Here is a 21,096-nt window from a genome sequence, read left to right on the forward strand (position 1 = left end):
CCGCCAGCCACGCGGGAGCGGCCGCCGCGAGGGCTTCCAGCGCGGCGCGCACGCTCTCACCGGCCAGTTCCAGGCGGTTGAGGTCACGCACCGCACTGATCACATGGGTGGAGTCGGTTCGCTGTCCGCCGCCGGCCGCATACCGGACTGGGCAAAGCGGTCCAACGGCGACTCCTACCGGTACGTGCTCGCGGCGCCGGGCGGCATCGACCTCGTGGCGACGTTGGGAAGCACCGCGTTCCTCGACCAGCAGGAAGTGACCTTCTGGAAGGGGATTCGCCCGGAGTACATCGACCGTGTGGAAATCATCGACTCCAGCAAGAACGTCAAGAAATCCCTCAAGCGTACGGATTGGCTAAAGAAGGATCGCGTGGACCCGGGCCGCACGGACTTGGACTGATCCATCGCCGCCATCGTCAACCAGGCTGTGGTCAGCGGCGTGGGGACGGCAGGTGGCCCGTGACGGTCAGGCCGACGACGATGACGGGCAGAGTCGGTGAACGGGTGGCCCAGTGGGCTGTGAAGGCCAGGACTCCCGCGTCCCACACGCGGGGGTAGTGGACGTGGTGACCAAGCTGACGTCCCCGTAGCAGGCCGAGCAGGAGCCCGCGCACGCCCGGCTTCGGCTCCGGTGACGTGGACTTCACCCCGGGCGCGGAACACGAGCCGGGCATCGTCCGGACCGTGGCCGGGCTCGACGTGCGGGACACCGCGAGCCGCGTCCCGGCCCCCGGCAACCACAAGGCAGGCACTGAGGCGACGTGCGCAGGCTCATCGCCTCAGCCTCGTCACATCAGCAAGAGCACGCTGCCCGCTCCGATAGCTCCGACGCACAGCAGGCTCAGCACAATCGACCAGCGCAGAGCGTCGCGCCGCCGCAGCAGCCGATACCGCGCCTCGTACTCCGCCCTCGTCTCACGCTGCCGTTCGGCGACCTGGCGGGTCGTTTGTTCTGCCAGGTCCATCCGCAGTCGGAAGTAGTGCTGTGCCACTTCCTCCCGCTCCGTGGAGCTCAGCCAGCACAAGGCGTCACAAAAGGTTCTCGCTTCTCTGCGCGCGCTCTCCTTCTCGGCTTCCCAGTACAGGAACCCTTCCATCTGACGCAAGCCGCGCACCGTCTCGCGGGACAGAGAGAAATCCGCCATTTCCGCACCCTCACTTATCTCCGTCAGGCATCGTCCTTCTCCTTTTCCAGCTGTGCGATCTCTGGGTAGTGGAGGTCGAATGCCGGGGACTCTGACGTGATGCGGGGCATGGACTGGAAGTTGTGGCGTGGCGGCGGGCATGAGGTGGCCCACTCCAGCGAGCGGCCGTACCCCCACGGGTCGTCGGACTCGACGGGCTTTCCGTACTTGGCCGTCTTCCAGACGTTGTAGATGAAAGGCAGCATGGACAGGCCCAAGAGGAAGGAGCTGATGGTCGAGATCGTATTCAGTGTGGTGAAGCCGTCCGCTGCGAGGTAGTCGGCGTAGCGTCGAGGCATTCCCTCGATGCCCAGCCAGTGCTGCACCAGAAACGTACCGTTGAACCCGACGAACATCGTCCAGAATGAGATCTTGCCGAGTCTTTCGTCGAGCATCTTTCCGGTGAATTTGGGCCACCAGAAGTAGAATCCGGCGAACATCGCGAACACCATCGTGCCAAACAGGGTGTAGTGGAAATGTGCGACGACGAAGTACGAGTCCGTGACATGGAAGTTGAGGGTAGGGGACGCCAGAAGGACACCCGTCACGCCGCCGAAGACGAAGGTGACCAGGAAGCCCATCGACCAGAGCATGGGTGTTTCGAACGAAAGCGATCCCTTCCACATCGTGCCGATCCAGTTGAAGAACTTCACACCGGTCGGTACCGCGATGAGGTAGGACGTGAACGCGAAGAAGGGCAGAAGCACACTGGCCGTCGCGTACATGTGATGGGCCCACACCGTGATGGAGAGACCGGCGATCGCGATGGTCGCCCCGATCAAGCCGATGTATCCGAACATCGGTTTACGGCTGAAGACGGGGATGATTTCGGAGACGATGCCGAAGAAGGGGAGAGCGACGATGTACACCTCTGGGTGCCCGAAGAACCAGAAAAGATGCTGCCACAACAGGGCTCCCCCGTTCGCCGCGTCGAAGATGTGGCCGCCGAATTTGCGATCCGTTTCGAGGGCGAGGAGGGCGGCAGCCAGGACGGGGAAGGCAAGCAGTATGAGTACGCCGGTCAGCAGCACGTTCCACGTGAAGATCGGCATACGGAACATCGTCATACCGGGCGCGCGCATGCCGACGATGGTGGTGAGGAGGTTGACCGCTGCCAGGATCGTGCCGAATCCCGAGAGCGACAGACCCATGATCCACAGGTCCGCCCCGACTCCGGGCGAATGTACCGAATCCGAGAGGGGAACGTAGGCGAACCAGCCGAAGTCCGCTGCTCCTTGTGGGGTGAAAAATGCGCCCATGGCAGTCAATGACCCGAAGAAGAACAGCCAGAAGGCAAACATGTTCAGGCGGGGAAAAGCCATGTCGGGCGCGCCGATTTGCAGGGGCACGAGCCAGTTGGCGAATCCTGTGAGCAGTGGTGTCGAAACCAGCAGGAGCATGATGGTGCCGTGCATGGTAAACGCTTGGTTGAACTGTTCGTTCGACATGATCTGGGTGCCGGGGCGGGCGAGCTCGGCGCGCATGCAGAGGGCGAGAAGTCCTCCCAGGAGGAAGAAAAGGAATGATGTGGTGAGGTACAGCGTGCCGATGGTCTTGTGATCAGTCGATGTGAGCCACCGGACCACTGCACGCCCGGGCTGCTTGTCCTGTTCGGCACCGTTCCGTGGCGATTCCGTGTGGCCGTGTTCTGATTGGCTGGTCGATATATCGACTGCCATGGCGACATCCTTTCGTGAGTGGGAGCTTCGCATATCTACACAGAGCTGACCGCGTATCAGAGACTCTCAGTTCCAGAGAGCTTCGTCCGCGTAATGGAACTGGCGTATCGCGCCGGTTCCTGTTCTGCTGGGCTGGTCGGTCGGGCAGTACAAGGAATAGGATCTGCCGGAGCCGGTATGGGCGGGCAGAGTCGCGCCGACATCAATATGCCTTTGCGTCCAGCCTGTTATGTCCAGGAGAAGGCCGTCCAGAGGCGCCGTCGACCAGCGTGGCGTAGGTCCGCCAGGGCAAGGGGTAAGGATCCCCGCCCGGGTAATCAATGCTGTAGACCCGCCGGTTGCTCAGTTCCTGTTGACGCGTCACGCGCTCGGCGCCCTTGTCGCTGCCGACGAAGGAAGCAGGACACGCTCGATGCCGGTCCGTTTCCCATGAAGAGGGGGGAGACTTGATCAGTTGGCCTTCCTCCAGCCAGGTATCAAGTTCCTGGTAGGAGCGTGTAAGGCCGTTCTCGACCCTGCGATGAAGCATGGAGGGATGGAGCTCTCCAGGGTGCTGCGCCCCGAGGGACGCCATGATCTGCTGGGCGCTGGGGACGGTCGTCTGCTGGCAGCGGTACACACGTTGGGCTTTGTCCCGGACGTTCAGGGCGCGGGCGCGGTGGGGGTCCCGCGTCGAGATGCCGGTGGGGCAGGCGTTGGTGTGGCACTGCTGCGCTTGGATGCATCCGAGTGCGAAGAGCATCGCCCGGGCGGAGTTGGTGAAGTCGGCACCTTGGATGAGGCGGGTGACGATGTCGCTGCCCGTGGTGGCCTTGCCGCTGGCACCGATTTTGATCTGCGCGCGCAGGCCCGTGCCGACCAGGGCGTTGTGCATGGTGATCAGACCGTCGGTGAGGGGCATTCCAGAGGGTCGGTGAACTCGAGCGGTGCAGATCCAGTCCCTCCTTCGGCGCCGTCGACCACGATGAAATCCGGGGCACAGTCTTCGTCCAGCGCGGCCTTGCACAGCGCGAGCACCTGATGCCGCGAGCCGACGCACAGCTTGATGCCGATAGGCTTGCAGTCGGAGAGGACGCGCAGTTCAGCGATGAACCCGAAGAGCTGTCGTGGAGTGGCGCGGCTGCGTCAAGGTCCTGCTCCGTCCCGAATGATTTCTGCGCCGGTTGCCCCTTGGCGCGCTGATAGACGCGGGCGCGTACATCGCGCGGAAAAGCCGCGCCGTCCACATTGGATTCCATGAAGTACTGCCGGACGGCGGGCCTTGCTTTGTCCAGCATGAAACGCATGTGGCCGATGAGTGGAGAGTTTCGCAAGAGCGAGTGGCGGCGCTGACAAAGGTCGTACGCGCAGGCTGCCGCAAGTGCGAGGCTGGCCCAGCCGGGGGCCATCCACCAGGGGGAGAAACCCAGAGCTGCCGTACTGCAGAGCAGAGCGAGTGCACCGAACCCGCCGGCGACGGCAAGTCGCCGCACGGGGGATGGGATATTCATGGGCTGTTCCTGGGGTCCGAAGGCTGCGACCCTGACACAGTTCCGTGTCCGTTCCCGGAGCAGTAGAGCCTTCTGGTCTATGGCGCCATAGCTCGGATGCTGAACGAACAGCGGGCGTCCCCCCTCGAAGTTCCGCGAGAGATCGCGCGCGGCGCTGTTTTGCGCGAGCAGGCGTCCGATTCGAAGCACTCTCGGAGAGTTACCTGATCCTCCGTGGTTGGCCCCTCCCGAGAACGATTGCAACGTCGATTGAGTTTGACCTGTCCAGCCTTGACGTGTGTTGGTGGATTCGTACGGGCTGTGCGTTCGGCGACTCCTTGCGGTGCCACCGCCGTGGGAGGCTTCGCGCAGCGGGACCGTGGCAGCTCAAAGGACGCTCGCGAAATCAGCGGTCCCGAAGCGCGCGGCCCCCATCCACCTAGGTAGACATGCGTATTTCCGCCGACGTTCCCGACCTGGCTCCTCTGGACCTGCTGCTCAGCGTCATCGAACTCGGCAGCATTGGCCGGGCCGCCCAAGCTCACGGCATCAGCCAGCCCTCTGCCAGTTCTCGTCTGCGCCACCTGGAGCGGCTCTTCGGTACTCCCGTTCTGCAGCGCACAGCCCTAGAGCAACCTGCACGCCAGGGCACGGTTCCACCGTCTGCACTGATCGAGTCAGTCGCCAATGAAGGGACATGGGTCCGGCAGGAGTTGGCCAACGGCGACTTCGAAGCTTGGCACTTCTTCCGGCCCGTCCTCGACTGGAGCTGCCCCCACCCACATCTACGTACGACCGGATGACGGCGGCGTTCCCGCATCCATTGCTCGGGGAATCACCACAACCGTTCTACGTGAAGTGGGGCCCGCCGGCGCAGCGGAGCCGGCTCGGTGAGCACCGCCCTTGGAGGCCAGGCGCTATCCTGCGGCAGCCCGGACCGACGGCCTGCTGGCTTCGGTATCCCGTCCCACCGGGGTCGAGCCACGGACAGGCGCCCTGAGTACTGCGTGAAGCGGATCTGTGAGCAACCCGCTCCTACGACGCCCTCAGCAATAGATGGCCCCGATGAGTGCATAGGGAGAGTCTGGATGGTGTTGCGGCAGGGGGGGAAACATAATTCGGTAGACGCGGGCCCTTTCGGTGATCGACGCGAGCAAGGGTCCACAGGCCGCCATTCACGGAGAACAGGATGAACAGTGACAACCGGCCTCTTGGGCGGATCGATGTACAGAATTCCTCGACAGGAATGTCGAAGGTGACACTCGAAGGAGATGGTGCATGCATAACCGCAACGTGCCACGTCGTATCAGGCTTGCTGGCTCTCGTGCATAGCAAGCACGACGGCGTGGACATATCGCCGCAGTCCCACGAGCGGATGCAACTGGTGATCAGCGAACTCGTGACCAACGCAGGCAAGTACGCGCCCGGCCCGATCAGCCTCGAAGTGACCGCAACGAGCGGGACATTGACCGTCTCGTTGTGGGACTCCAGCAATGTGATGCCAGTCGTGTGGCCGCGGGACCCCGCCCGGGTCGGGCGACACGGCCTGGAAATCGTCAGGGCACTGGCCGAGAGTTTCGAGGTACAGCGCGAGGCGGCGGGAAAACGAGTCACTGCGCGCCTCACCCTGTAGCGCCGTAATCACCGTTCCAGTTGCGAGTCGGGTGGTCCGCGTGCGCACCGAACGGCGGTGCTGTACACCGGAGAGGAGTGAACCCTTTTCAAGTCGGCGACCGGGAGGGTGAGTTGGGCTGCTGTACTTCATGAAGAAGCTCCTGGTAGACGGGTTCACGACCAAGATCGCCCGTACTTCCAGGAGCCTCATGGTGCTTGTCTATCCCTCGTCGATCGATCTCCAGCCGGACCTTGCGGTACCTGACGCAGCAACTCCGCGTCCGTAGGCAGGAGATCGGCACGCGGTGGCGGAGCCTCCTGGCGGGCCAGCAGGCCCTGGCCCATGGATCTCCCGGGTCCTGCCTGGTCGCACGCACGACCTCACCGGATCATCAACACGTGCCGGCGGCTGGGCATCCCGGTCCTGGCAGACCTGGACCATCTCGGCGTGCGGGGGACCTTCGCAGTCGCGCACCGCCGACGTCCACGTCAAGAACTCACCGTTCAGCAGCGGTCGTTGAGCAAGGCCCACGCGAGGCTCCGCGACACTCAACTCCCGGCCGTACCGAGCTCGCACGGCGGCGGAGGTGACGCGCACCCGACCCGAGGACACGTGGTGTTCGGTGGAGCGTGTTGACGTACGTGGGTGCTGGTGCGGGGCAGGCGGGGGCCGTGTATCTGGGACAGGCTGAGCTCCGTGGCGACCTGATTCTGGGGCATACCGCTGAAGAGCCGCATGCAGCGGATCGTGATCTCCCGCGCCGGCAGCGCACGCGGGGCCTCTCGACGGCTCGATGCCTGTGTTTCGATTTGCGAAGTGCCCCGGCTGCCTGCGGAGAAACCACACCAAACGCACTTCTGTTCGAGTGTGGTGGTGGTGCCCGCACCTGGGCCGTGACCTCGACCTCCTGGTCCGGACGAGCCGCCGCATCGGACCGGGCCCGTATCCCTGTCAAAGTGGGAAACGGGCCCGGTGCCGTCACGCCCTGCGGATCAGTTCACGGTGCACAACCGATGCACGATGCCATCGGTGAATCGGCCACTGAGGCCGGATGATGATCTCCGAACCTCACCGATCGGGCCGTGCCCGGCGACCTCGGGCCACGCTGCCGTGCGCAGACCGCCGATGGTCGCGGACGACTTGAGCAGACTGCTCGGCCTACTTCCAGGGGAAGCGGTACGCGCGATAGCTGTTCACTCCCGCCGGGAACTGGGCCTTGAACACGGGCTTCCCCGAGGCGTCGAACTCGGAGATGTACGGAAGCGAGCCCCATCCGACGAACGTCCCTCGCCGGGGGAGCGGCTGGGCGTTGCCCTGCGAGGACGCGCTGAGGTAGTCCGGCTGGTTCACAGACTTCACCAGCGTCGCCGTACGCGCCTTCTCGTCCACGCGGACCGTGACGACGCGACTGAACGGAAGCTCCTCCACCGCCCCCGACCCCGTGTTCGCGGCCCCTGCAGACTCGTTGTCGAACCAGCTGTACAGGCCGCCGCCGAGTGGTTCGGGATCGTGCTGCCACGAGAAGATCGTTCCGGCCGTGTTCAGGTACTGGCCGGGCGCGGCCTGCTCCTTGAACGTGCTGGCCTTGCCGCCGAGTTGCCACAGCACGCTGCCGCTGTGTGCGTCGACCTTGTAGGTGGTCCACGTGTTCCGGGCATCGATGAGTAGGCCGCCGTCGGTGTCGGGCTTCACCGCGTTGATGTGGAACCAGTCCCAGGGCTTGTCCGGCGACGAAGGCAGCGGCTGCTCGCTCTGTGCGTACGGCACGTGATCGGCGGCTTTCCACTGGAACAGGACTCGGCCCGTGCGGATGTCTATCTCCTGCACCACGCCGTCGATGACCGCCTGGTGGGCGGAGCCGCCGATGCCCGTCAGGTCGGCGGTCTCCTGCTTGTAGGCCAGGATGAGTGCCGTGCCACGAGCGGTGATCAGGAACTCGTGCCCGTCAGCGGTGTACCCGTTCCCGGCGTGGACCTCGGCGACCTTCTGGTACCGGTTGTCGTAGATGTAGTTCACCCCGCTCGCGAGGGAGCCGAGCCCGGTGCCCTGCCACCACGTCAGAACGGGCTTGCCTCGGTAGGTCTGGGCACGGAAGTCCGCTGCCTGCTGCCCGGTCGGCGTCTTGTGCGACCACACGACATGCTTGCCGTCGGCGCTCAGGATCTCCACGCCGCTGGAGTAGGCGCTGTTCGCCGAGCTCGGCGAGACGAAGATGTTTCCACGGCCCGCTGTGCCCTTGTCGGCAAGGACGGTTACCGGCGGCAGCGGCTTGTTGTCCGGGGCCGCGGATGCGGTTCCTGCCAGGGGCAGCAGGCTCGTGACGACAGTGGTGGATGCAGCGATCAGGACATGAACGGGTAGGGAGTTGTGACGCATCAGGGTGTCCATTTCTGGCAGCCCGCGGCCGGAACCGGTCGGCCCGGTCATGGGCATTACGGAGAAGGCGCACACCCGACCGGGCATGCGCGATGAGAGATGGCGACTACAGGACGGTGCTACCGCGCGCAGCTAGTGAGGATGTCAGGCACGGACGGATGCCACCGGAGGCCGAACGGCTCTCAACAGGGGCGACACGCAGCAGAACACACCCGCATGTGGTCGATGTGACCGCGAGTCGTGAGGATCTTGGGCCGCTGCATAGGGCAGAACGTAGCCGCGCACCGACCGGAACGTCAATGGACGTCCACGCAGCGAACAACATGACCAGCCAGGGCTGTTGCAGTCGCTGCCAGACCCTGGGGTGGAGGCGCCACCGTTGGTGGTTGGCCCTCGAACGGTGGCCACGTTCCACGCCTACCGCGACCAGGTCGCACGCTCACAGCTCCGCCGGATCCGGCGGTCGACCGTCGTTCGCCGGGGCCGGGAGACCGTGGACGGCCACGAAGGCGGCGTGACGCTGCGCAAGGTCACGTCTCGCTTGGTCTCCGCTGTACGACACGGTCCGGGAGGTCTGCGTCCCGCCCGCCCGGACGGGCGTGGACGCGTTCGTCGCGGGTTTGCCCGCCGGATTCCGCGTCGACCGGACCGAGGTGAAGCCTGCGCGTCCGCGTACCGGGCGCGCGAAGCGCTCGGTTCTTGGCGTTGACGGCTTTGGTGGGGCCGTTGCTGCACGGGAGTGTGAGTCCAGCGGCCCCCTCCAGGTCCGGGAGTGTCTGAATCAGCGCCTGATCTTGGTTGTTGAGGGGTCAGCTGCCCGGATGGGAGGCTGCCCAGCCGTGTTCGAGCAGCGCGAAGGCCTCGTCCGCTGCTCGGCTCGGGTCGGCGTGCCGCAGGATGAGCCTGCGGGCCTCAAGGGCGAAGCGGGCCAGGGCGGCGCAGCTGACGTCGTCCTCGGGAGCGCCTACAGCTTCGGCGATGGCCCTGGCCAGGGCCTCTTCGTGGCGCGTCCACATGCGGTGGGCGTAGTCGCGCAGCGCGGGGGTCTCCTGTACCAGGCGGGTGAAGTCGGCGAACCGCGGGTCCGCGGCATGGATGGCGAGCTGGGTCTGCTTCAGCAGGAGATGCTCGCGCAGGGCCTGAGGGATCGACTGGCCCGGGGCTCGCTCGCGCACGGCGGCCACGAGTGATGCCTCCAGATCGTCGTCCTGGTCGAAGACCAGGGCCTCCTTGCCGGCGAAGTGCTTGAACAGAGTGGTCACGGAGACGTCGGCAGCGTCGGCGACGTCCTTGACGCCGACGTGGTCGTAGCCGCGATCGAGGAAGAGCTCAAGTGCGGCATCGGCCAGGGACTGTCGGGTCTGGGCCTTCTTGCGCTCGCGGCGCCCGGTCGGTTCGGTCACACGCACACCGTACCCCGACGTGCAGTCACTGTGAAAGTTTAGTCGTTGCACTTATTTAGTGACTGTGCTTTCTTGGTAATGCCGGGGCTTCCGGCGGCTGACCCACCTCCCGAGGGACACTCCCATGAACTCTGCTCGTGATCCCCGCATCGCGATTGTCGGCGCCGGTCTCGGCGGCCTTACCTGCGCTCGCGTCCTGCAGCAACACGGCCGTTCCGCCACCGTCTTCGAACGCGAGGCATCCGCCGACGCCCGCCCGCAGGGCGGCACCCTCGACATGCATCCCGGCACCGGCCAGGCCGCCCTCGGAGCGGCGGGGCTCCTCGACCACTTCCACGCCCTGGCCCGCCCCGAGGGAGACGAGTGGCGCGTACTCGACTTCGCCACCGCCGCGCTCCTGGCGCAGCAGGGGCCGTCCGCCGACGGCGGCCGACCGGAGATCGACCGCGGACAACTGCGCCGTCTGCTCCTGGACTCACTCACCGAGGGCACAGTGCGATGGGACCGCGCGGTCACCGGGGTCGCCCCGCAGGCGGACGGTACCTGTCGACTGCTCTTCGGTGACGGCACCGCCGAGGACTTCGATTTGGTGGTCGGCGCCGACGGAGCCCGGTCCCGCGTGCGCCCGGCCCTCTCGCACGCCGCACCCCATTACACCGGTGTCACCTTCGTCGAGGCCGGATTCGACGACTGCGACACCCGCCATCAAGACCTCGCGCGACTGGTCGGCAAGGGATCGATGCTGGCGAAGGGCGCCGGCAGGACGTTGGTCGCCCAGCGCAACAGCAACGGCCACATCCGCGCCTACATCGCGCTCCGCGAGCGCGAGGACTGGCACGAGGCCGCCGGTATCGACCTCCGTGACCAACGGGCCGTGCGGACACACCTGTTGGGGATGTTCGACGAGTGGGACGAGAGCCTGCGCTACATCTTGCGCAACAGCGACCATGAGTTCATACACCGTGCCCTGTTCGTCCTGCCCGCCTCGCACGCGTGGGAGCACGTTCCCGGCGTCACGCTGCTCGGCGATGCCGCACACCTGATGCCTCCGGTCGGGCTGGGCGCCAACCTGGCCATGCTCGACGGCTGCGACCTCGCCCACGCCCTCGTCGCCGAATCCGGGCTCGGCGACGCCGTCCGCGCCTACGAGAGTGTCATGCTCCCGCGCTCGATCGAGGCCGCGACGGCCAGTGCGAAGGGACTGGATCATCTTGTTCCCGCGATGGTCTCCTGAACCGACTGTCGCTGACCGACTGGGTGAGCAGGGCACCAAGATTCGCGTAGTCGGCGCCGTCCGCCCACTGCACCCCTGCGTCCACGCGACCACGTTGATGCCGCACGGGGGGCCGCTGCGCGCAACCGCCTTCTACGGCGTTCCGCACGTGGCCAGTGCGGTTCGTGCCAGCCCGCGCAGCCAGGTGTGGGCGGGGTCGTTGTCGTAGCGCTGATGCCATGACAGGTATAGCGGTGCCGACGGCAGTTCGAGCGGGAGGGGGAGCTCGGCCAGGCCGTGGTTGGCGGCCGCTGAGGTCGGCGGGGTTCAGCTCGGGTGCGTAGGGCGGCCGGAAGTGCAGCTCGACGTCGGCGGGGTGGGCGGCGAGCCAGTCGCGGACCTTCTTGGACCGGTGGGCGCAGTGCCCGTCGACGACGAGGTGGACCTTGTGGTCGCAGTGGCCGGGGAGCCGGTCCAGGAATCGGCACATCACCTCGGCGGGGAAGCTCTCGGTGAAGGCCATGAAGTGCATCCGGCCCTTGGTGCTGATTGCCGACATCGCGGTCACCGAGAACCGGTTCCCGCTCCGCTGCACGACGGGTGCGTTGCCCTTCTCGCCCCAGGTGCGGCCGGTGACCTGGTCGGAGCGGATGCCGACCTGGTCGGCGAACAGAATCCCGCCGCCTTCCCCCTCTTCACCTTCGCCCGGATCGCCGGTCAGGTCTCCTTGTGCCAGCGGCGCACGGCCTCCGGGTGCTGCTCGACGGCCCGCTTGTCTGGACGCTGGAAGGCCAGCCCCCAACGCCTCAGGTGCTTGCCCACCCCCGGTTCGGTCAGCTGTACCCGGTACAGCCTCGCGATCAGGTCACCGATCAGCGCCGCGTCCACAACTGCCCGGAACGTCCCACATCACAGGGCCGGCGGTCGAGGATGGCCTGCCGCACCGCGGCCTGCTCGGCCTCCCCGAGCACCTGGTGCACCCCGACGGGCCTGCCCCGCGGCCGCATGGACAGCGCCTCCCTGCCGCTCGCCTGCCACTTCGCCCACCACGTGTCGACCGCCTTCAGCGACACCCCGAAGCGCTGCCACGTCCTCACGGTCCCGCCCCGCCACCAACGCAGCCGCCGCCGCAGGCGCAGGGCCTCCTGCGCCGACGGCGACAGATGCCGCGCGTCCCCCACCAGATCGCCCACACCCCACCAACGACCCAGAACCCAAACCGTTCAGATCAACATGTGACGACTACCGAGCTTCGGCTCGGCGGCGTTGTTGTCGCAGGGTGGATCGTTCGGCAGGATGCGAGCGGTGACGGCGGCGGGAACCTGCCCGGTCGCGCCGGGCGTCGTACAGGGGCGGGACAGTTCGTTCGCTTCAGGGAGGGGTGGGTCCATGCGCGGTGATCGGCCGACCGAGGATCAGTTGAAGAGGGTTTTCGCCGCTGTGCTGGAAGAGGCGCTGAGCGGCCAGGGTTTGCGGACCTGCACCGGGCTCGACATGGCAACGGATGAAGCGCTGTGGGAGATCGCCAAGTACGGGCCGGAAGCCCCTGCCGAACTCGTCGATGCCGCCCGTGCCGCCTTCGCCGGACAACTGGACGGCAGCAATGCCGCGCGCTGGCATGCAGAGCTCATGCGCAAGTTCGAAGCCCGCGAGGAGCGCGCCGCCGAGCGCGACTCAGGGGCCAGGGCCGCCGAGGCTCGTGGTGGTGCCGAGTCGCCGGCGAAACCGCTCGCGGCGACGCCGACTTCAGTACGGGCGATGCGCATCAGAGGCGATCAGACCTACTTGGACGAGTACGGACGCACCTGTCACGCAGGGGAACTGTTCACCGGTGAGGTCGAGGAAGTCGCGGACAACGGGCACACCGAGCTGCTCGGCACCTACTGGTCGGGGATCGAGCACGGGCGGCAGCAGGAGTGGTGGCCGGACGGGACCAAGCGGGCCGAGGGCGTGACGATCATGGGTGCCGCGGTAGGTGAGTGGCGGTACTGGCACGCCAACGGCCAGCCGTCGGAAGTGGTCGTTTTGGATGAGAACGGTCGGGAGATGTCGAGAAAGTGCTGGAATGCCGCAGGTGAGCTGATCATGGATCACGTGACGCGCCGGGCCTGATCCTTAGGCAGGATCACTGGAGCGCTCGTTCGGCGAGTCGGCGTGAGTGACGCCCGTCATGGCTCCGTGGACGTCGGCGTCGACGCCGCCTCGCGGCGCACTGGGTCGCATCGAAGAACGGCGACGACCAGTACGTCAGACAGTCCGCCGGTGGTCCCGTCGAGGCCCCCGTCGGCGGGACCGTCGTGGCGGGCGGCCAGGTGAGGGTGGGGTTGATCGTCTGCCTCGGATGCGCTGGCGCTCAGTAGGTGTCCGAGGCTGCCAGCACGGCCAGTCGGCGGCCGTTCGGTGAGAGGGCCGCGATGGCGAGGACCCATTGCTGGGGGCAGAACCACCCGCTGTCGGTGTCGAAGTCGTACCACCGGTAGGCCGCTGCCAACGCCTCGACCTCGGCCACCGGGGTGCCCTCTTCCACTCCCGTCAGTCCGGCCAGGGAACGCCAGGCCGCAAGGCGGCCATAGGCGCCGTACTCCGCCGATTCATACGCTCCTCCCTCGGCCGCGGCGTCGAACAGGGCCTCCCAGACCTCCACCGGAAAGCAGCGGCTGAGGCTCACCCGGGACGCCACGGCCGTGCACTTCAGACCGATCGTCCCCAGGGCGGCAGGCAGGCTGGCCGCCGTCAGTGGCTCGGCGAACTCGAACTCCCGGGCCTCAAGCCAGCCGTTCGAGTCCTCGGCCCAGTTCCGCGCGGCGGCAGCGATCAGCTCGCCGGTCGCTGCCGCGGTGGTCTCCCTCACGCCGGGCAGCGGCACCGGGGCGCTGCCGGAGTGCCACGTGAGCGCCTCTTGCCGGGTACGGCTCTCCCCGTCCGGGAAGCGGGCCGGCACGGGGTAGCCGAGCTCGAACTCGGCACGACTGAGCGGCAGCCAGGCGAACCGACCGTGTCTTTGACGCGAAGCGCCCGCCCAGTTGGCCACCTGCGGCAGCCCGGCGAGGTCGACTCCTCGGACCACCAACTCCTGTATCAGGCAGGCCCGCAACTCGTCCGGTCCATCCGCCTCGTCACTGAACAGGACTGCCAGGTCCGCCGGTTGCTGCGCCGAGACCAGCAGGGAGGCGGCCAGGCTCGGGAAGTGACTGCCGTCAAGAGCCTGGACCAGCCGCCCCGTGGCGAGGACCTGGCCGGGGCCGGGCGTGCGGGCGAGCAGATGCAGCAGCCCGTCCCGCATCGTCACGTACTGCCACAACTCCTGCTCTCGGCCGCGGTACTCCCCAACGATCCGGACACCCAGCTCGGCGACCCGCTCGCTGTCCCCGGCCGCCAACCACTGCTTGGCGAGCCGCCACACCCCCGTCACACTCTTCAGGCCCGGCAGATCCCGCACGAGTTCAGCTATGTCATCAGCCATGCGGGCGAGCCTATGCCGATTCACCTACCCTCGGCCCATGACGATCTGCCGGATCTTCGGCGCACCAACGTGGACTGGGGGACCGCCGTGGCCATGCGCAGCTGGTCCTGGCAAACCGCATGTCCGGCCGACACGGTCGAAATCTGACGGGCCGCACACGCTCCTCGCCCTCGAATTGCGAACCGAGAGGTCTTGCGTGGGAGCGCACTCCAACTCCTAAATTCGGACGCATGCGATACATCAACCCGAGAACGACCGGGCTGGAAGTCTCGGCCAATGGGTACAGCGCCGGAAGCAGTGAGGAGATCGTGGGCCGGGCGGTCAAGGACTTCGCCCGGGGCGAAGAGGTCGTTCTCTCCACCAAGGTCTGGATGCGGATGCGCCCCGGGTGGAACGGCGCCAAGCTGTCCGGCAAGGCGACCTTCGCGGGGCTCGACGCCTCCCGCACCAGCAGCCTGACCATCCGCGCGGCTCCCCCCTTGGGGTGACAGGCCTGACGCTCCGGGGACGTCATGGCGGGAGTGCACCGGGGGCAGGCCGCATATGGTCACGAGCGGAGCCTTCGCTGTCGCGGCTTAGAAGGTCCTTTCCCGGCTTCCGGTGTTCTTCCCGCCGCACGCGTCCCGTCCTGCCGATCGCACGGGCAAGCCGGTAGCGAGCGCCAACTACCGGTCTCGGCGCGCCTTGAGGCCGTCCCTATACCCAAGCCCCACATGGCCCATGAGGTGGCCGAGCCAAGGCAATGACCTCCAAGTCGTGAGGCTTGAGGGCGACCGGCTGGCCGGCCGACAGCCCGGCCGCGCTCGTCGCGGAACTCATCAACCCGTTGTCTGCCAGGCTTCGTTGGAGTTCGGAGCCCACCAGGTTGCCTGCACCGGCGCGACCTTCATGAACCGGGTGCGCCCGTTCGCAGCCCGTCCATGACGAGGTCGAGGAGACGGGTCGAGCGTGTCTGCCAGTCGCTGTGCGGGTCGATCTGGAGCAGCCCGGCGATGGCGAGCAGGAAGTCGTCGGGCGTCACTCCGGGACGGATCGTGCCCGCCTCCTCGTTCGCCCGCAGCAGCATCGATACCGCCGCGACCATCGGGCCGTGGCCCAGGGCGCCCAGGGTGCGGTAGGCCGTGCTGCCACCGCGCAGCGCCGCCGCCAGACCGACCTTCGCCATCACGTACTGCGCCAGGCGATCCATCCATTCCCGCAACGCCCGCTCGGGCGGCCGGGTTTGGACGAGGTGCGCCGCCGCGTCCGAGAGCTGCTGGACCTCGTAGCGGTAGACCTCCAGGACGAGCGCCTCGCGGTTGGGGAAGTTGCGGTAGAACGTGCCCTGCCCGACACCGGCCTTCTTGGCGATCGCACTCAGTGGCGTGTCGGCCGAGCAGGTCAGCTCCTCCAGGGCCACTTCCAGGATGCGCTCGCGGTTGCGCAGGGCGTCCGAACGCAGGGGAGCGTCCTTCTCGTGCCGCATACGTGCTCCTCCTGACGCCCGGCGCTCCGGCGCCGCCGGGACCCGTGCCCGAAGCACTCTTGCTAAGCGGACAGCTGTCCGTTAAGTTCGAGGCTAACGGACAATTGTCCGCTTGACTGCACCATAGCGGCACGCGGAGTTGGTGCAACTGGCCGGATGGCCCGCACGATCCGGCCCGCGTTCCGCCGCACACGCCACCCGTCTCAGGCACGCCCTTCGTCTCCTCCGTACCCCTTCGCTTCGCGCACACGCCTCAGGCGCACGTGACAGGGGCCTTCCGGCCCCCGGCCTGCCCGCCGTCCCTAGCCCGCACGTGAAAGAAGGCTGTTCATGGCCCCGTTGACGTCCAGCGTCATCACCCTCAACATCAACGGCGAGAAGCACACGCTGTCCGTCGACCACCGCACCACGCTGCTCGACGCCCTGCGCGAGCGGCTCGATCTGACCGGCACCAAGAAGGGTTGCGACCAGGGCCAGTGCGGGGCGTGCACGGTCCTGGTCGACGGGCGCCGCGCGGTCTCCTGCCTCCAACTCGCGGTCGCCGCCGAGGGCCGCGTCATCACCACCATCGAGGGGGTCGCGGACGGCGACCAACTGCACCCGGTGCAGCAGGCATTCCTCGACCTCGACGGCTTCCAATGCGGCTACTGCACGCCGGGGCAGATCTGTTCGGCCCTCGCGGTGATCGAGGAGCACGCGGCCGGCTGGCCCAGCGCCGTCAGCGCCGACGTCAGCCCAGAGGCGCAAGCACCACCGCTCAGCGCCGAGGAGATCCGGGAACGGATGAGCGGCAACCTCTGCCGCTGCGGGGCCTACGTGGGGATCGTGGCGGCGGTCGCCCGGGCCGCGGAGGTCACGACGGGCACCGCCAAGGAGGCAGCGGTATGAGGGAATTCGGCTACCAGCGGGTACACGACGTCCCCGGCGCGGTCGCTCTGCTCGGGGCGGAGCCCGAGGCGCGCTACCTGGGCGGCGGCACCAACCTCGTCGACCTGATGAAGGCCGGCGTGGAGCGGCCCGCGCTGCTGATCGACGTACGGGAACTGCCGCTCGGCCGGATCGAGGCGACGGCGGACGGCGGCCTTCGCATCGGCGCGACTGTCACCAACAGTGACCTCGCCGCCCACCCGCAGGTGCGACGCGGCTACCCGGCGCTGGCGCAGGCCGTGCTCGCCGGCGCCTCCGGCCAGCTGCGCAACATGGCGACCGTGGGCGGGAACCTGCTCCAGCGCACCCGCTGCGGATACTTCACCGACACCGCTCTGCCGTGCAACAAGCGTTCTCCGGGCAGCGGTTGCCCCGCCGTGACGGGCGAGCACCACAATCACGCCATCCTCGGCGCCAGCGAGCACTGCGTCGCGGTGCATCCCTCCGACATGGGAGTCGCACTCGCCGCCCTTGATGCGGTCGTGTCGTACGAGACGGCCGCAGGACCGGGCGAGCTGGCGATCACGGACTTCTACCTTCCGGTGGGGGACACTCCGCACCTGGAGACCGCGCTGCCGAGCGGAGCGCTGATCACCGGGATCACCCTGCCGCCCGCCGCGGTCGCGGCCAACTCCCGCTACCGCAAGGTCCGCGAGCGTGCATCGTTCGCGTTCGCGATCGGCTCGGTCGCCGCTGCCCTGGACGTACGGGACGGCGTGGTGTGCGACGCGCGCCTGGCTCTGGGGGCCGTCGCGTCCCGGCCGTGGCGGGCGCGTGCCGCCGAGCGGGCGCTGATCGGCGGACCGGCGAGCGCCGAGGCGTTCGCGGCCGCCGCCACCACCGAACTGGCCGCCGCCGAGCCCTTGCCGCACAACCGCTACAAGGTGGCCCTGATACGCAACCTCGTCGTGGCGGTGCTGACCGAACTCGCCGAGCAGGCGGACCCCGCCGAGGAGAGCGTGCGATGACCACCACGACCGGAACCCCCGTCACCACAGGCGCGGTCGGGGCCGCGCACAGCCGGGTCGAGGGCCGGGACAAGGTCACCGGAGCGGCTCGCTACGCCGGGGAAATCCCCTTCGCCGGCCTCGCTCACGGCTGGATGGTCGCCTCCACCGTCGCCCGGGGCCGGATCCTGGAGGTGGAGGATGCCCCCGTCCTGGCCATGCCGGGTGTCCTGGCCGTCCTGCACCACGGCAACGCCCCGCGCGTGAATGGGGAGTTCATCGGTCTCCTCGGGCGCCCCGACCCGGTCATGGCAGTGTTTCAGCACGACCGCGTGCCCTTTGTCGGCTGGCCGGTCGCCCTGGTCGTCGCCGAGACCTCGGAACAGGCCAGGGAGGCGGCCGAAGCGCTGGTGGTGCGCTACGACACCGAGCCGCACGACGTCTCCTTCTACGGGGGCCGCCCCGGCACGTACACGCCGGAGAACTCTCCGATGCTGCAGGCCGAGACCACGAAAGGCGATGTGGAAGCCGAACTCGCCGCGTCCGCAGTCGTCGTGGACGCCCACTACACCACGCCGGAGGAGCACCACAGCTCGATGGAGCCGCACGCGGCCACCGCCCGGTGGGAGGGCGGCCGCCTGGAGGTTCACGACTCCAATCAGGGCAGCAAGTGGGTGGCGGATGAACTCGCCGCGCTATTCTCGCTCGACCCGGCCTCGGTCCGCGTGCGCTCCGAGCACGTCGGCGGCGCCTTCGGCTCCAAGGGGGTCCGCCCCCACCAGGTGCTCGCCGTGATGGCAGCGACCGTCCTGGCCCGCCCGGTCCGCGTCGTCCTGACCCGTCACCAGATGTTCTCCGTCGTCGGCTACCGCAGCCCCACCGCGCAGCGCGTGCGGCTCGGCGCCGACGCGGACGGCCGGCTGCGCGGCCTCGACCACCAGGCGCAGAGCCTCACCTCGACCGTCTTCGAGTTCGTCGAGCAGAGCGCCTCCATCGCGCGGATCATGTACGACGCCGACGCGCACCACACCGTCAACCGCGTCGTGCCGGTCGACGTCCCCACGCCCACCTGGATGCGGGCGCCCGGCGAGGCGCCCGGATCCTTCGCGCTGGAGTCGGCCCTGGACGAGCTCGCCGAGAAGTGCGGTATCGACCCGATCGTGCTGCGGGCGCGCAACGAGCCGGGCGCGGGGCCGGTCTCCGGACTGCCCTTCAGCAGCCGCAACCTGACCGCGTGCTTCCAGGAGGGCGCGCGCCGCTTCGGCTGGGCCGACCGCGACCCGCGTCCCGGCCTGCGCAGCGAAGGGCGCTGGCTGCTCGGCACCGGCACGGCGGCGGCCACCTACCCCTCGGGCGTCGCGCCCTCCACGGCAGCCGTGACGGCTGAGGCCGACGGCACCTTCACCGTGCGCATCACCGCGGCGGACGTCGGTACCGGGGCCAGGACCGCACTGACCCAGATCGCCGCCGACGCGCTCTCGGTGGCCCCGGAGCGCGTTCGCGTCCGCATCGCGGACAGCGACTTCGGGCCGGCGATGGTCGCCGGCGGTTCGACCGGCACGCGCTCCTGGGCCTGGGCCGTCATGGCCGCCGCCGGCGAGCTGCGGGAGCAACTGGCCCTGGGTGGAGACATTCCACCGCAGGGAATCACCGCCCGCTCCAACACGGCCGAGCTCGTCGGCTCGCTCCCGCCGAAGGAACGGCACTCCTTCGGGGCACAGTTCGCCGAGGTCGCCGTGGACGTCACCAGTGGCGAGGTCCGCGTCCGCCGACTCCTCGGGATCTTCGCGGCGGGCCGGATCGTCAACCCCCTGACCGCACGCAGCCAGCTGGTGGGCGGCATGACCTGGGGCCTGTCCATGGCCCTGCACGAAGAGGCGATCAGGGACCAGGCGTCCGGAGGACACGTCGGTGCCGACCTCGCGGGCTACCACTTCGCGGCCAACGCCGACGTACCCCTCATCGAGGCGGACTGGGTGGACGACCCGGTGCCCGACGACCCGGTCGGCGGGATCAAAGGCATCGGCGAGATCGGGATCGTGGGTGTCGCGGCGGCCATCGCCAACGCGGTCTGGCACGCCACCGGCGTACGCCACCGCGATCTGCCGATCCGCCCCGACCGTGTCCTGCGGGCCGCGAGCGCCACACACCCTGCCGGACAAGCAGCGCCCGAGGGCGGCTCCCTTGCTTGACCTGGCGGGGGAGTTGCGGCGCTGGGTCGAGGAGCGGCGGGACTTCGCCGTGGCCACCGTGGTGGCCGTCGGCGGCAGCGCGCCCCGTCGGCCCGGCGCGGCCCTCGCCGTCGACAGCGCGGGCACGGCCATCGGATCGGTGTCCGGCGGGTGCGTCGAGGGTGCGGTGTACGAGCTGTGCGGGCAGGCCTTGCAGAACGGCCGCTCCGTGCGCGAGCGGTTCGGCTACAGCGACGAGGACGCCTTCGCAGTCGGGCTGACCTGTGGCGGAGTGATCGAGGTCCTGGTGACACCGGTAACCGCCGCCGCGCCGGACCGGGAGGTGCTGCGCGCGGCGCTGTCCGCCGCGGCCGAGAGCGGGACGGGCGCGCTCGCCCGGGTCGTGGACGGCCCGGCCGACCTGCTGGGCAGGGCGCTCTTCGTCCGCTCCGACGCCTCCTACGAGGGCACGCTCGGCGGGCGCCCGCAGTCGGCCCGCACAGCGGCGGACCTGGCCCACGCCCTCCTGGAGGCGGGCCGCACCGGCACCTTCACCCTGGAGTGTGCGGACAAGGACGCCGGCGAAGGCCCGCTGACCTTCTTCGTCGAATCACTCGTGCCCCCGCCCCGCATGATCGTTTTCGGTGCGGTCGACTTCGCCTCGGCGCTGGTGCGCACCGGCAAGTTCCTCGGCTACCACGTGACCTTGTGCGACGCGCGGCCCGTCTTCGCCACCCGTGCCCGCTTTCCCGAGGCCGACGAGGTGGTGGTGGACTGGCCGCACCGCTACCTGCGGTGCACCAGGACGGACGAGCGCACCGTGCTGTGCGTGCTCACCCACGACGCCAAGTTCGACGTGCCCCTCCTGAAGGAGGCTCTGCGGCTGCCGGTCGCGTACGTCGGAGCGATGGGGTCTCGGCGCACCCACGACGACCGTGAGCGCAGGCTGCGTGAAGTCGGCGTCACAGAGGGGGAGTTGGCGCGGCTGCGCTCGCCGATCGGCCTCGACCTCGGCGCCCGTACGCCCGAGGAGACCGCCCTGTCCATCGCGGCCGAGATCATCGCGACGCGGGAGGGAGGCACGGGCGCCCCGTTGACCGGTGCGCGCACGCCGATCCACCGCGGCAGGAGGCCGGCGGCCGCGTGAAGACGGTCAGCCCGGAGCGGCGCCGCTCGCCGGACAT

18 protein-coding genes and 5 pseudogenes are annotated in these 21,096 nt (G+C 68.3%); 11 read left to right on the forward strand and 12 right to left on the reverse strand.

Going from position 1 to position 21,096, the window contains the following annotated elements; all coding sequences use genetic code 11:
• Positions 1-103 precede the first annotated feature (103 nt).
• Positions 104-400 (forward strand): scabin-related ADP-ribosyltransferase, encoded by a 297-nt coding sequence (locus AC07F3_RS37160; protein ID WP_479119289.1) that lies wholly within the window; start codon positions 104-106, stop codon positions 398-400.
• Positions 401-431: 31 nt separating this feature from the next.
• Here AC07F3_RS37160 and AC07F3_RS37165 read toward each other — a convergent pair whose 3' ends face one another.
• The 4 genes and pseudogenes from AC07F3_RS37165 to AC07F3_RS37180 all read right to left on the reverse strand — a co-directional run bounded on the left by AC07F3_RS37165 (position 432) and on the right by AC07F3_RS37180 (position 3,952).
• Positions 432-674, reverse strand: a complete 243-nt coding sequence (locus tag AC07F3_RS37165) for a hypothetical protein (RefSeq protein ID WP_479119206.1) — start codon at positions 672-674, stop codon at positions 432-434.
• Between the two features lie 114 nt (positions 675-788).
• Entirely contained in the window at positions 789-1,145 is a 357-nt protein-coding gene (locus AC07F3_RS37170) for a hypothetical protein (RefSeq protein WP_479119207.1), read from the reverse strand.
• 23 nt (positions 1,146-1,168) lie between these two features.
• Complete coding sequence (gene ctaD / locus AC07F3_RS37175) at positions 1,169-2,863, reverse strand: aa3-type cytochrome oxidase subunit I (RefSeq protein WP_479119209.1); 1,695 nt, start codon at positions 2,861-2,863, stop codon at positions 1,169-1,171.
• A gap of 202 nt (positions 2,864-3,065) precedes the next feature.
• Positions 3,066-3,952 (reverse strand): annotated as a pseudogene (locus tag AC07F3_RS37180) (glutamate synthase-related protein).
• 829 nt (positions 3,953-4,781) lie between these two features.
• Here AC07F3_RS37180 and AC07F3_RS37185 point away from each other — a divergent pair.
• The 3 genes and pseudogenes from AC07F3_RS37185 to AC07F3_RS37195 all read left to right on the forward strand — a co-directional run.
• Entirely contained in the window at positions 4,782-5,135 is a 354-nt protein-coding gene (locus tag AC07F3_RS37185; RefSeq protein ID WP_479119210.1) for a helix-turn-helix domain-containing protein, read from the forward strand.
• Positions 5,136-5,521: 386 nt separating this feature from the next.
• Positions 5,522-5,965, forward strand: coding sequence for an ATP-binding protein (locus AC07F3_RS37190; RefSeq protein WP_479119211.1), 444 nt, complete (start codon positions 5,522-5,524; stop codon positions 5,963-5,965).
• Positions 5,966-6,158: 193 nt separating this feature from the next.
• Positions 6,159-6,285, forward strand: a pseudogene (locus AC07F3_RS37195) (IS5/IS1182 family transposase); the annotation flags it as partial.
• An 820-nt stretch (positions 6,286-7,105) separates the two neighbouring features.
• On the opposite strand, the gene AC07F3_RS37200 reads toward AC07F3_RS37195, so the two are convergent.
• Positions 7,106-8,374 carry an arylsulfotransferase family protein gene (locus tag AC07F3_RS37200; RefSeq protein WP_479119213.1) on the reverse strand — a complete coding sequence of 423 codons (1,269 nt, stop codon included), beginning with the start codon at positions 8,372-8,374 and terminating at the stop codon, positions 7,106-7,108.
• Positions 8,375-9,132: 758 nt separating this feature from the next.
• Positions 9,133-9,726: a TetR/AcrR family transcriptional regulator gene (locus AC07F3_RS37205; protein WP_479119214.1), complete on the reverse strand. Its 594-nt coding sequence runs from the start codon at positions 9,724-9,726 to the stop codon at positions 9,133-9,135.
• A 124-nt stretch (positions 9,727-9,850) separates the two neighbouring features.
• On the opposite strand from AC07F3_RS37205, the gene AC07F3_RS37210 reads away from it, so the two are divergent.
• Positions 9,851-10,960 carry an FAD-dependent oxidoreductase gene (locus tag AC07F3_RS37210; protein ID WP_479119215.1) on the forward strand — a complete coding sequence of 370 codons (1,110 nt, stop codon included), beginning with the start codon at positions 9,851-9,853 and terminating at the stop codon, positions 10,958-10,960.
• A gap of 132 nt (positions 10,961-11,092) precedes the next feature.
• Here the strand turns inward: AC07F3_RS37210 and AC07F3_RS37215 are convergent.
• The 4 genes and pseudogenes from AC07F3_RS37215 to AC07F3_RS37230 form a co-directional block, all read right to left on the reverse strand.
• A pseudogene (locus AC07F3_RS37215) lies at positions 11,093-11,254 on the reverse strand (LysR family transcriptional regulator); the annotation flags it as partial.
• A 64-nt stretch (positions 11,255-11,318) separates the two neighbouring features.
• A pseudogene (locus AC07F3_RS37220) lies at positions 11,319-11,675 on the reverse strand (transposase); the annotation flags it as partial.
• Complete coding sequence (locus AC07F3_RS37225; protein WP_479119216.1) at positions 11,657-11,827, reverse strand: helix-turn-helix domain-containing protein; 171 nt, start codon at positions 11,825-11,827, stop codon at positions 11,657-11,659. The gene AC07F3_RS37225 and the pseudogene AC07F3_RS37220, both read right to left, overlap by 19 nt.
• Positions 11,812-12,132: a hypothetical protein gene (locus tag AC07F3_RS37230; protein WP_479119218.1), complete on the reverse strand. Its 321-nt coding sequence runs from the start codon at positions 12,130-12,132 to the stop codon at positions 11,812-11,814. The genes AC07F3_RS37225 and AC07F3_RS37230 overlap by 16 nt, the downstream gene beginning before the upstream one ends.
• A 196-nt stretch (positions 12,133-12,328) precedes the next feature.
• Between AC07F3_RS37230 and AC07F3_RS37235 the strand changes: the two genes are divergently transcribed.
• Positions 12,329-13,051 (forward strand): toxin-antitoxin system YwqK family antitoxin, encoded by a 723-nt coding sequence (locus AC07F3_RS37235; RefSeq protein WP_479119219.1) that lies wholly within the window; start codon positions 12,329-12,331, stop codon positions 13,049-13,051.
• A gap of 241 nt (positions 13,052-13,292) precedes the next feature.
• Here AC07F3_RS37235 and AC07F3_RS37240 read toward each other — a convergent pair whose 3' ends face one another.
• Positions 13,293-14,402, reverse strand: a complete 1,110-nt coding sequence (locus AC07F3_RS37240; protein ID WP_479119220.1) for a DUF6183 family protein — start codon at positions 14,400-14,402, stop codon at positions 13,293-13,295.
• 269 nt (positions 14,403-14,671) lie between these two features.
• On the opposite strand from AC07F3_RS37240, the pseudogene AC07F3_RS37245 reads away from it, so the two are divergent.
• Positions 14,672-14,845, forward strand: a pseudogene (locus AC07F3_RS37245) (aldo/keto reductase); the annotation flags it as partial.
• Between the two features lie 443 nt (positions 14,846-15,288).
• Here AC07F3_RS37245 and AC07F3_RS37250 read toward each other — a convergent pair.
• Positions 15,289-15,867: a TetR/AcrR family transcriptional regulator gene (locus AC07F3_RS37250; protein WP_479119222.1), complete on the reverse strand. Its 579-nt coding sequence runs from the start codon at positions 15,865-15,867 to the stop codon at positions 15,289-15,291.
• Positions 15,868-16,197: 330 nt separating this feature from the next.
• On the opposite strand from AC07F3_RS37250, the gene AC07F3_RS37255 reads away from it, so the two are divergent.
• Genes AC07F3_RS37255 through AC07F3_RS37270 form a run of 4 tightly spaced genes read left to right on the forward strand, consistent with a single transcriptional unit; the run spans position 16,198 to position 21,059 of the window.
• Positions 16,198-16,755 carry a (2Fe-2S)-binding protein gene (locus AC07F3_RS37255; protein ID WP_479119223.1) on the forward strand — a complete coding sequence of 186 codons (558 nt, stop codon included), beginning with the start codon at positions 16,198-16,200 and terminating at the stop codon, positions 16,753-16,755.
• On the forward strand, positions 16,752-17,762 hold the full coding sequence (locus AC07F3_RS37260) for an FAD binding domain-containing protein (protein WP_479119225.1): 1,011 nt from the start codon (positions 16,752-16,754) through the stop codon (positions 17,760-17,762). Before AC07F3_RS37255 ends, AC07F3_RS37260 begins: the two co-directional genes overlap by 4 nt.
• Entirely contained in the window at positions 17,759-19,933 is a 2,175-nt protein-coding gene (locus tag AC07F3_RS37265) for a xanthine dehydrogenase family protein molybdopterin-binding subunit (RefSeq protein ID WP_479119226.1), read from the forward strand. The genes AC07F3_RS37260 and AC07F3_RS37265 overlap by 4 nt, the downstream gene beginning before the upstream one ends.
• The gene (locus tag AC07F3_RS37270; RefSeq protein ID WP_479119227.1) at positions 19,926-21,059 is read left to right on the forward strand and encodes an XdhC family protein; all 1,134 of its coding nucleotides are present in this window, start codon (positions 19,926-19,928) and stop codon (positions 21,057-21,059) included. Before AC07F3_RS37265 ends, AC07F3_RS37270 begins: the two co-directional genes overlap by 8 nt.
• Positions 21,060-21,096 lie beyond the last annotated feature (37 nt).

The sequence above is a fragment of the Streptomyces sp. NPDC045846 genome (assembly GCF_056431605.1).

Excerpts from the sequence above, each read along its gene's own strand:
- AC07F3_RS37160 (WP_479119289.1), top strand. The coding sequence starts at position 104 with ATGGGTGGAGTCGGTTCGCTGTCCGCCGCCGGCCGCATACCGGACTGG.
- AC07F3_RS37190 (WP_479119211.1), top strand. The coding sequence starts at position 5,522 with ATGAACAGTGACAACCGGCCTCTTGGGCGGATCGATGTACAGAATTCC.
- AC07F3_RS37235 (WP_479119219.1), top strand. The coding sequence starts at position 12,329 with ATGCGCGGTGATCGGCCGACCGAGGATCAGTTGAAGAGGGTTTTCGCC.
- AC07F3_RS37170 (WP_479119207.1), bottom strand. The coding sequence starts at position 1,145 with ATGGCGGATTTCTCTCTGTCCCGCGAGACGGTGCGCGGCTTGCGTCAG.
- AC07F3_RS37260 (WP_479119225.1), top strand. The coding sequence starts at position 16,752 with ATGAGGGAATTCGGCTACCAGCGGGTACACGACGTCCCCGGCGCGGTC.
- ctaD (WP_479119209.1), bottom strand. The coding sequence starts at position 2,863 with ATGGCAGTCGATATATCGACCAGCCAATCAGAACACGGCCACACGGAA.
- AC07F3_RS37165 (WP_479119206.1), bottom strand. The coding sequence starts at position 674 with ATGCCCGGCTCGTGTTCCGCGCCCGGGGTGAAGTCCACGTCACCGGAG.
- AC07F3_RS37210 (WP_479119215.1), top strand. The coding sequence starts at position 9,851 with ATGAACTCTGCTCGTGATCCCCGCATCGCGATTGTCGGCGCCGGTCTC.
- AC07F3_RS37255 (WP_479119223.1), top strand. The coding sequence starts at position 16,198 with ATGGCCCCGTTGACGTCCAGCGTCATCACCCTCAACATCAACGGCGAG.
- AC07F3_RS37185 (WP_479119210.1), top strand. The coding sequence starts at position 4,782 with ATGCGTATTTCCGCCGACGTTCCCGACCTGGCTCCTCTGGACCTGCTG.
- AC07F3_RS37250 (WP_479119222.1), bottom strand. The coding sequence starts at position 15,867 with ATGCGGCACGAGAAGGACGCTCCCCTGCGTTCGGACGCCCTGCGCAAC.
- AC07F3_RS37265 (WP_479119226.1), top strand. The coding sequence starts at position 17,759 with ATGACCACCACGACCGGAACCCCCGTCACCACAGGCGCGGTCGGGGCC.
- AC07F3_RS37240 (WP_479119220.1), bottom strand. The coding sequence starts at position 14,402 with ATGGCTGATGACATAGCTGAACTCGTGCGGGATCTGCCGGGCCTGAAG.
- AC07F3_RS37200 (WP_479119213.1), bottom strand. The coding sequence starts at position 8,374 with ATGACCGGGCCGACCGGTTCCGGCCGCGGGCTGCCAGAAATGGACACC.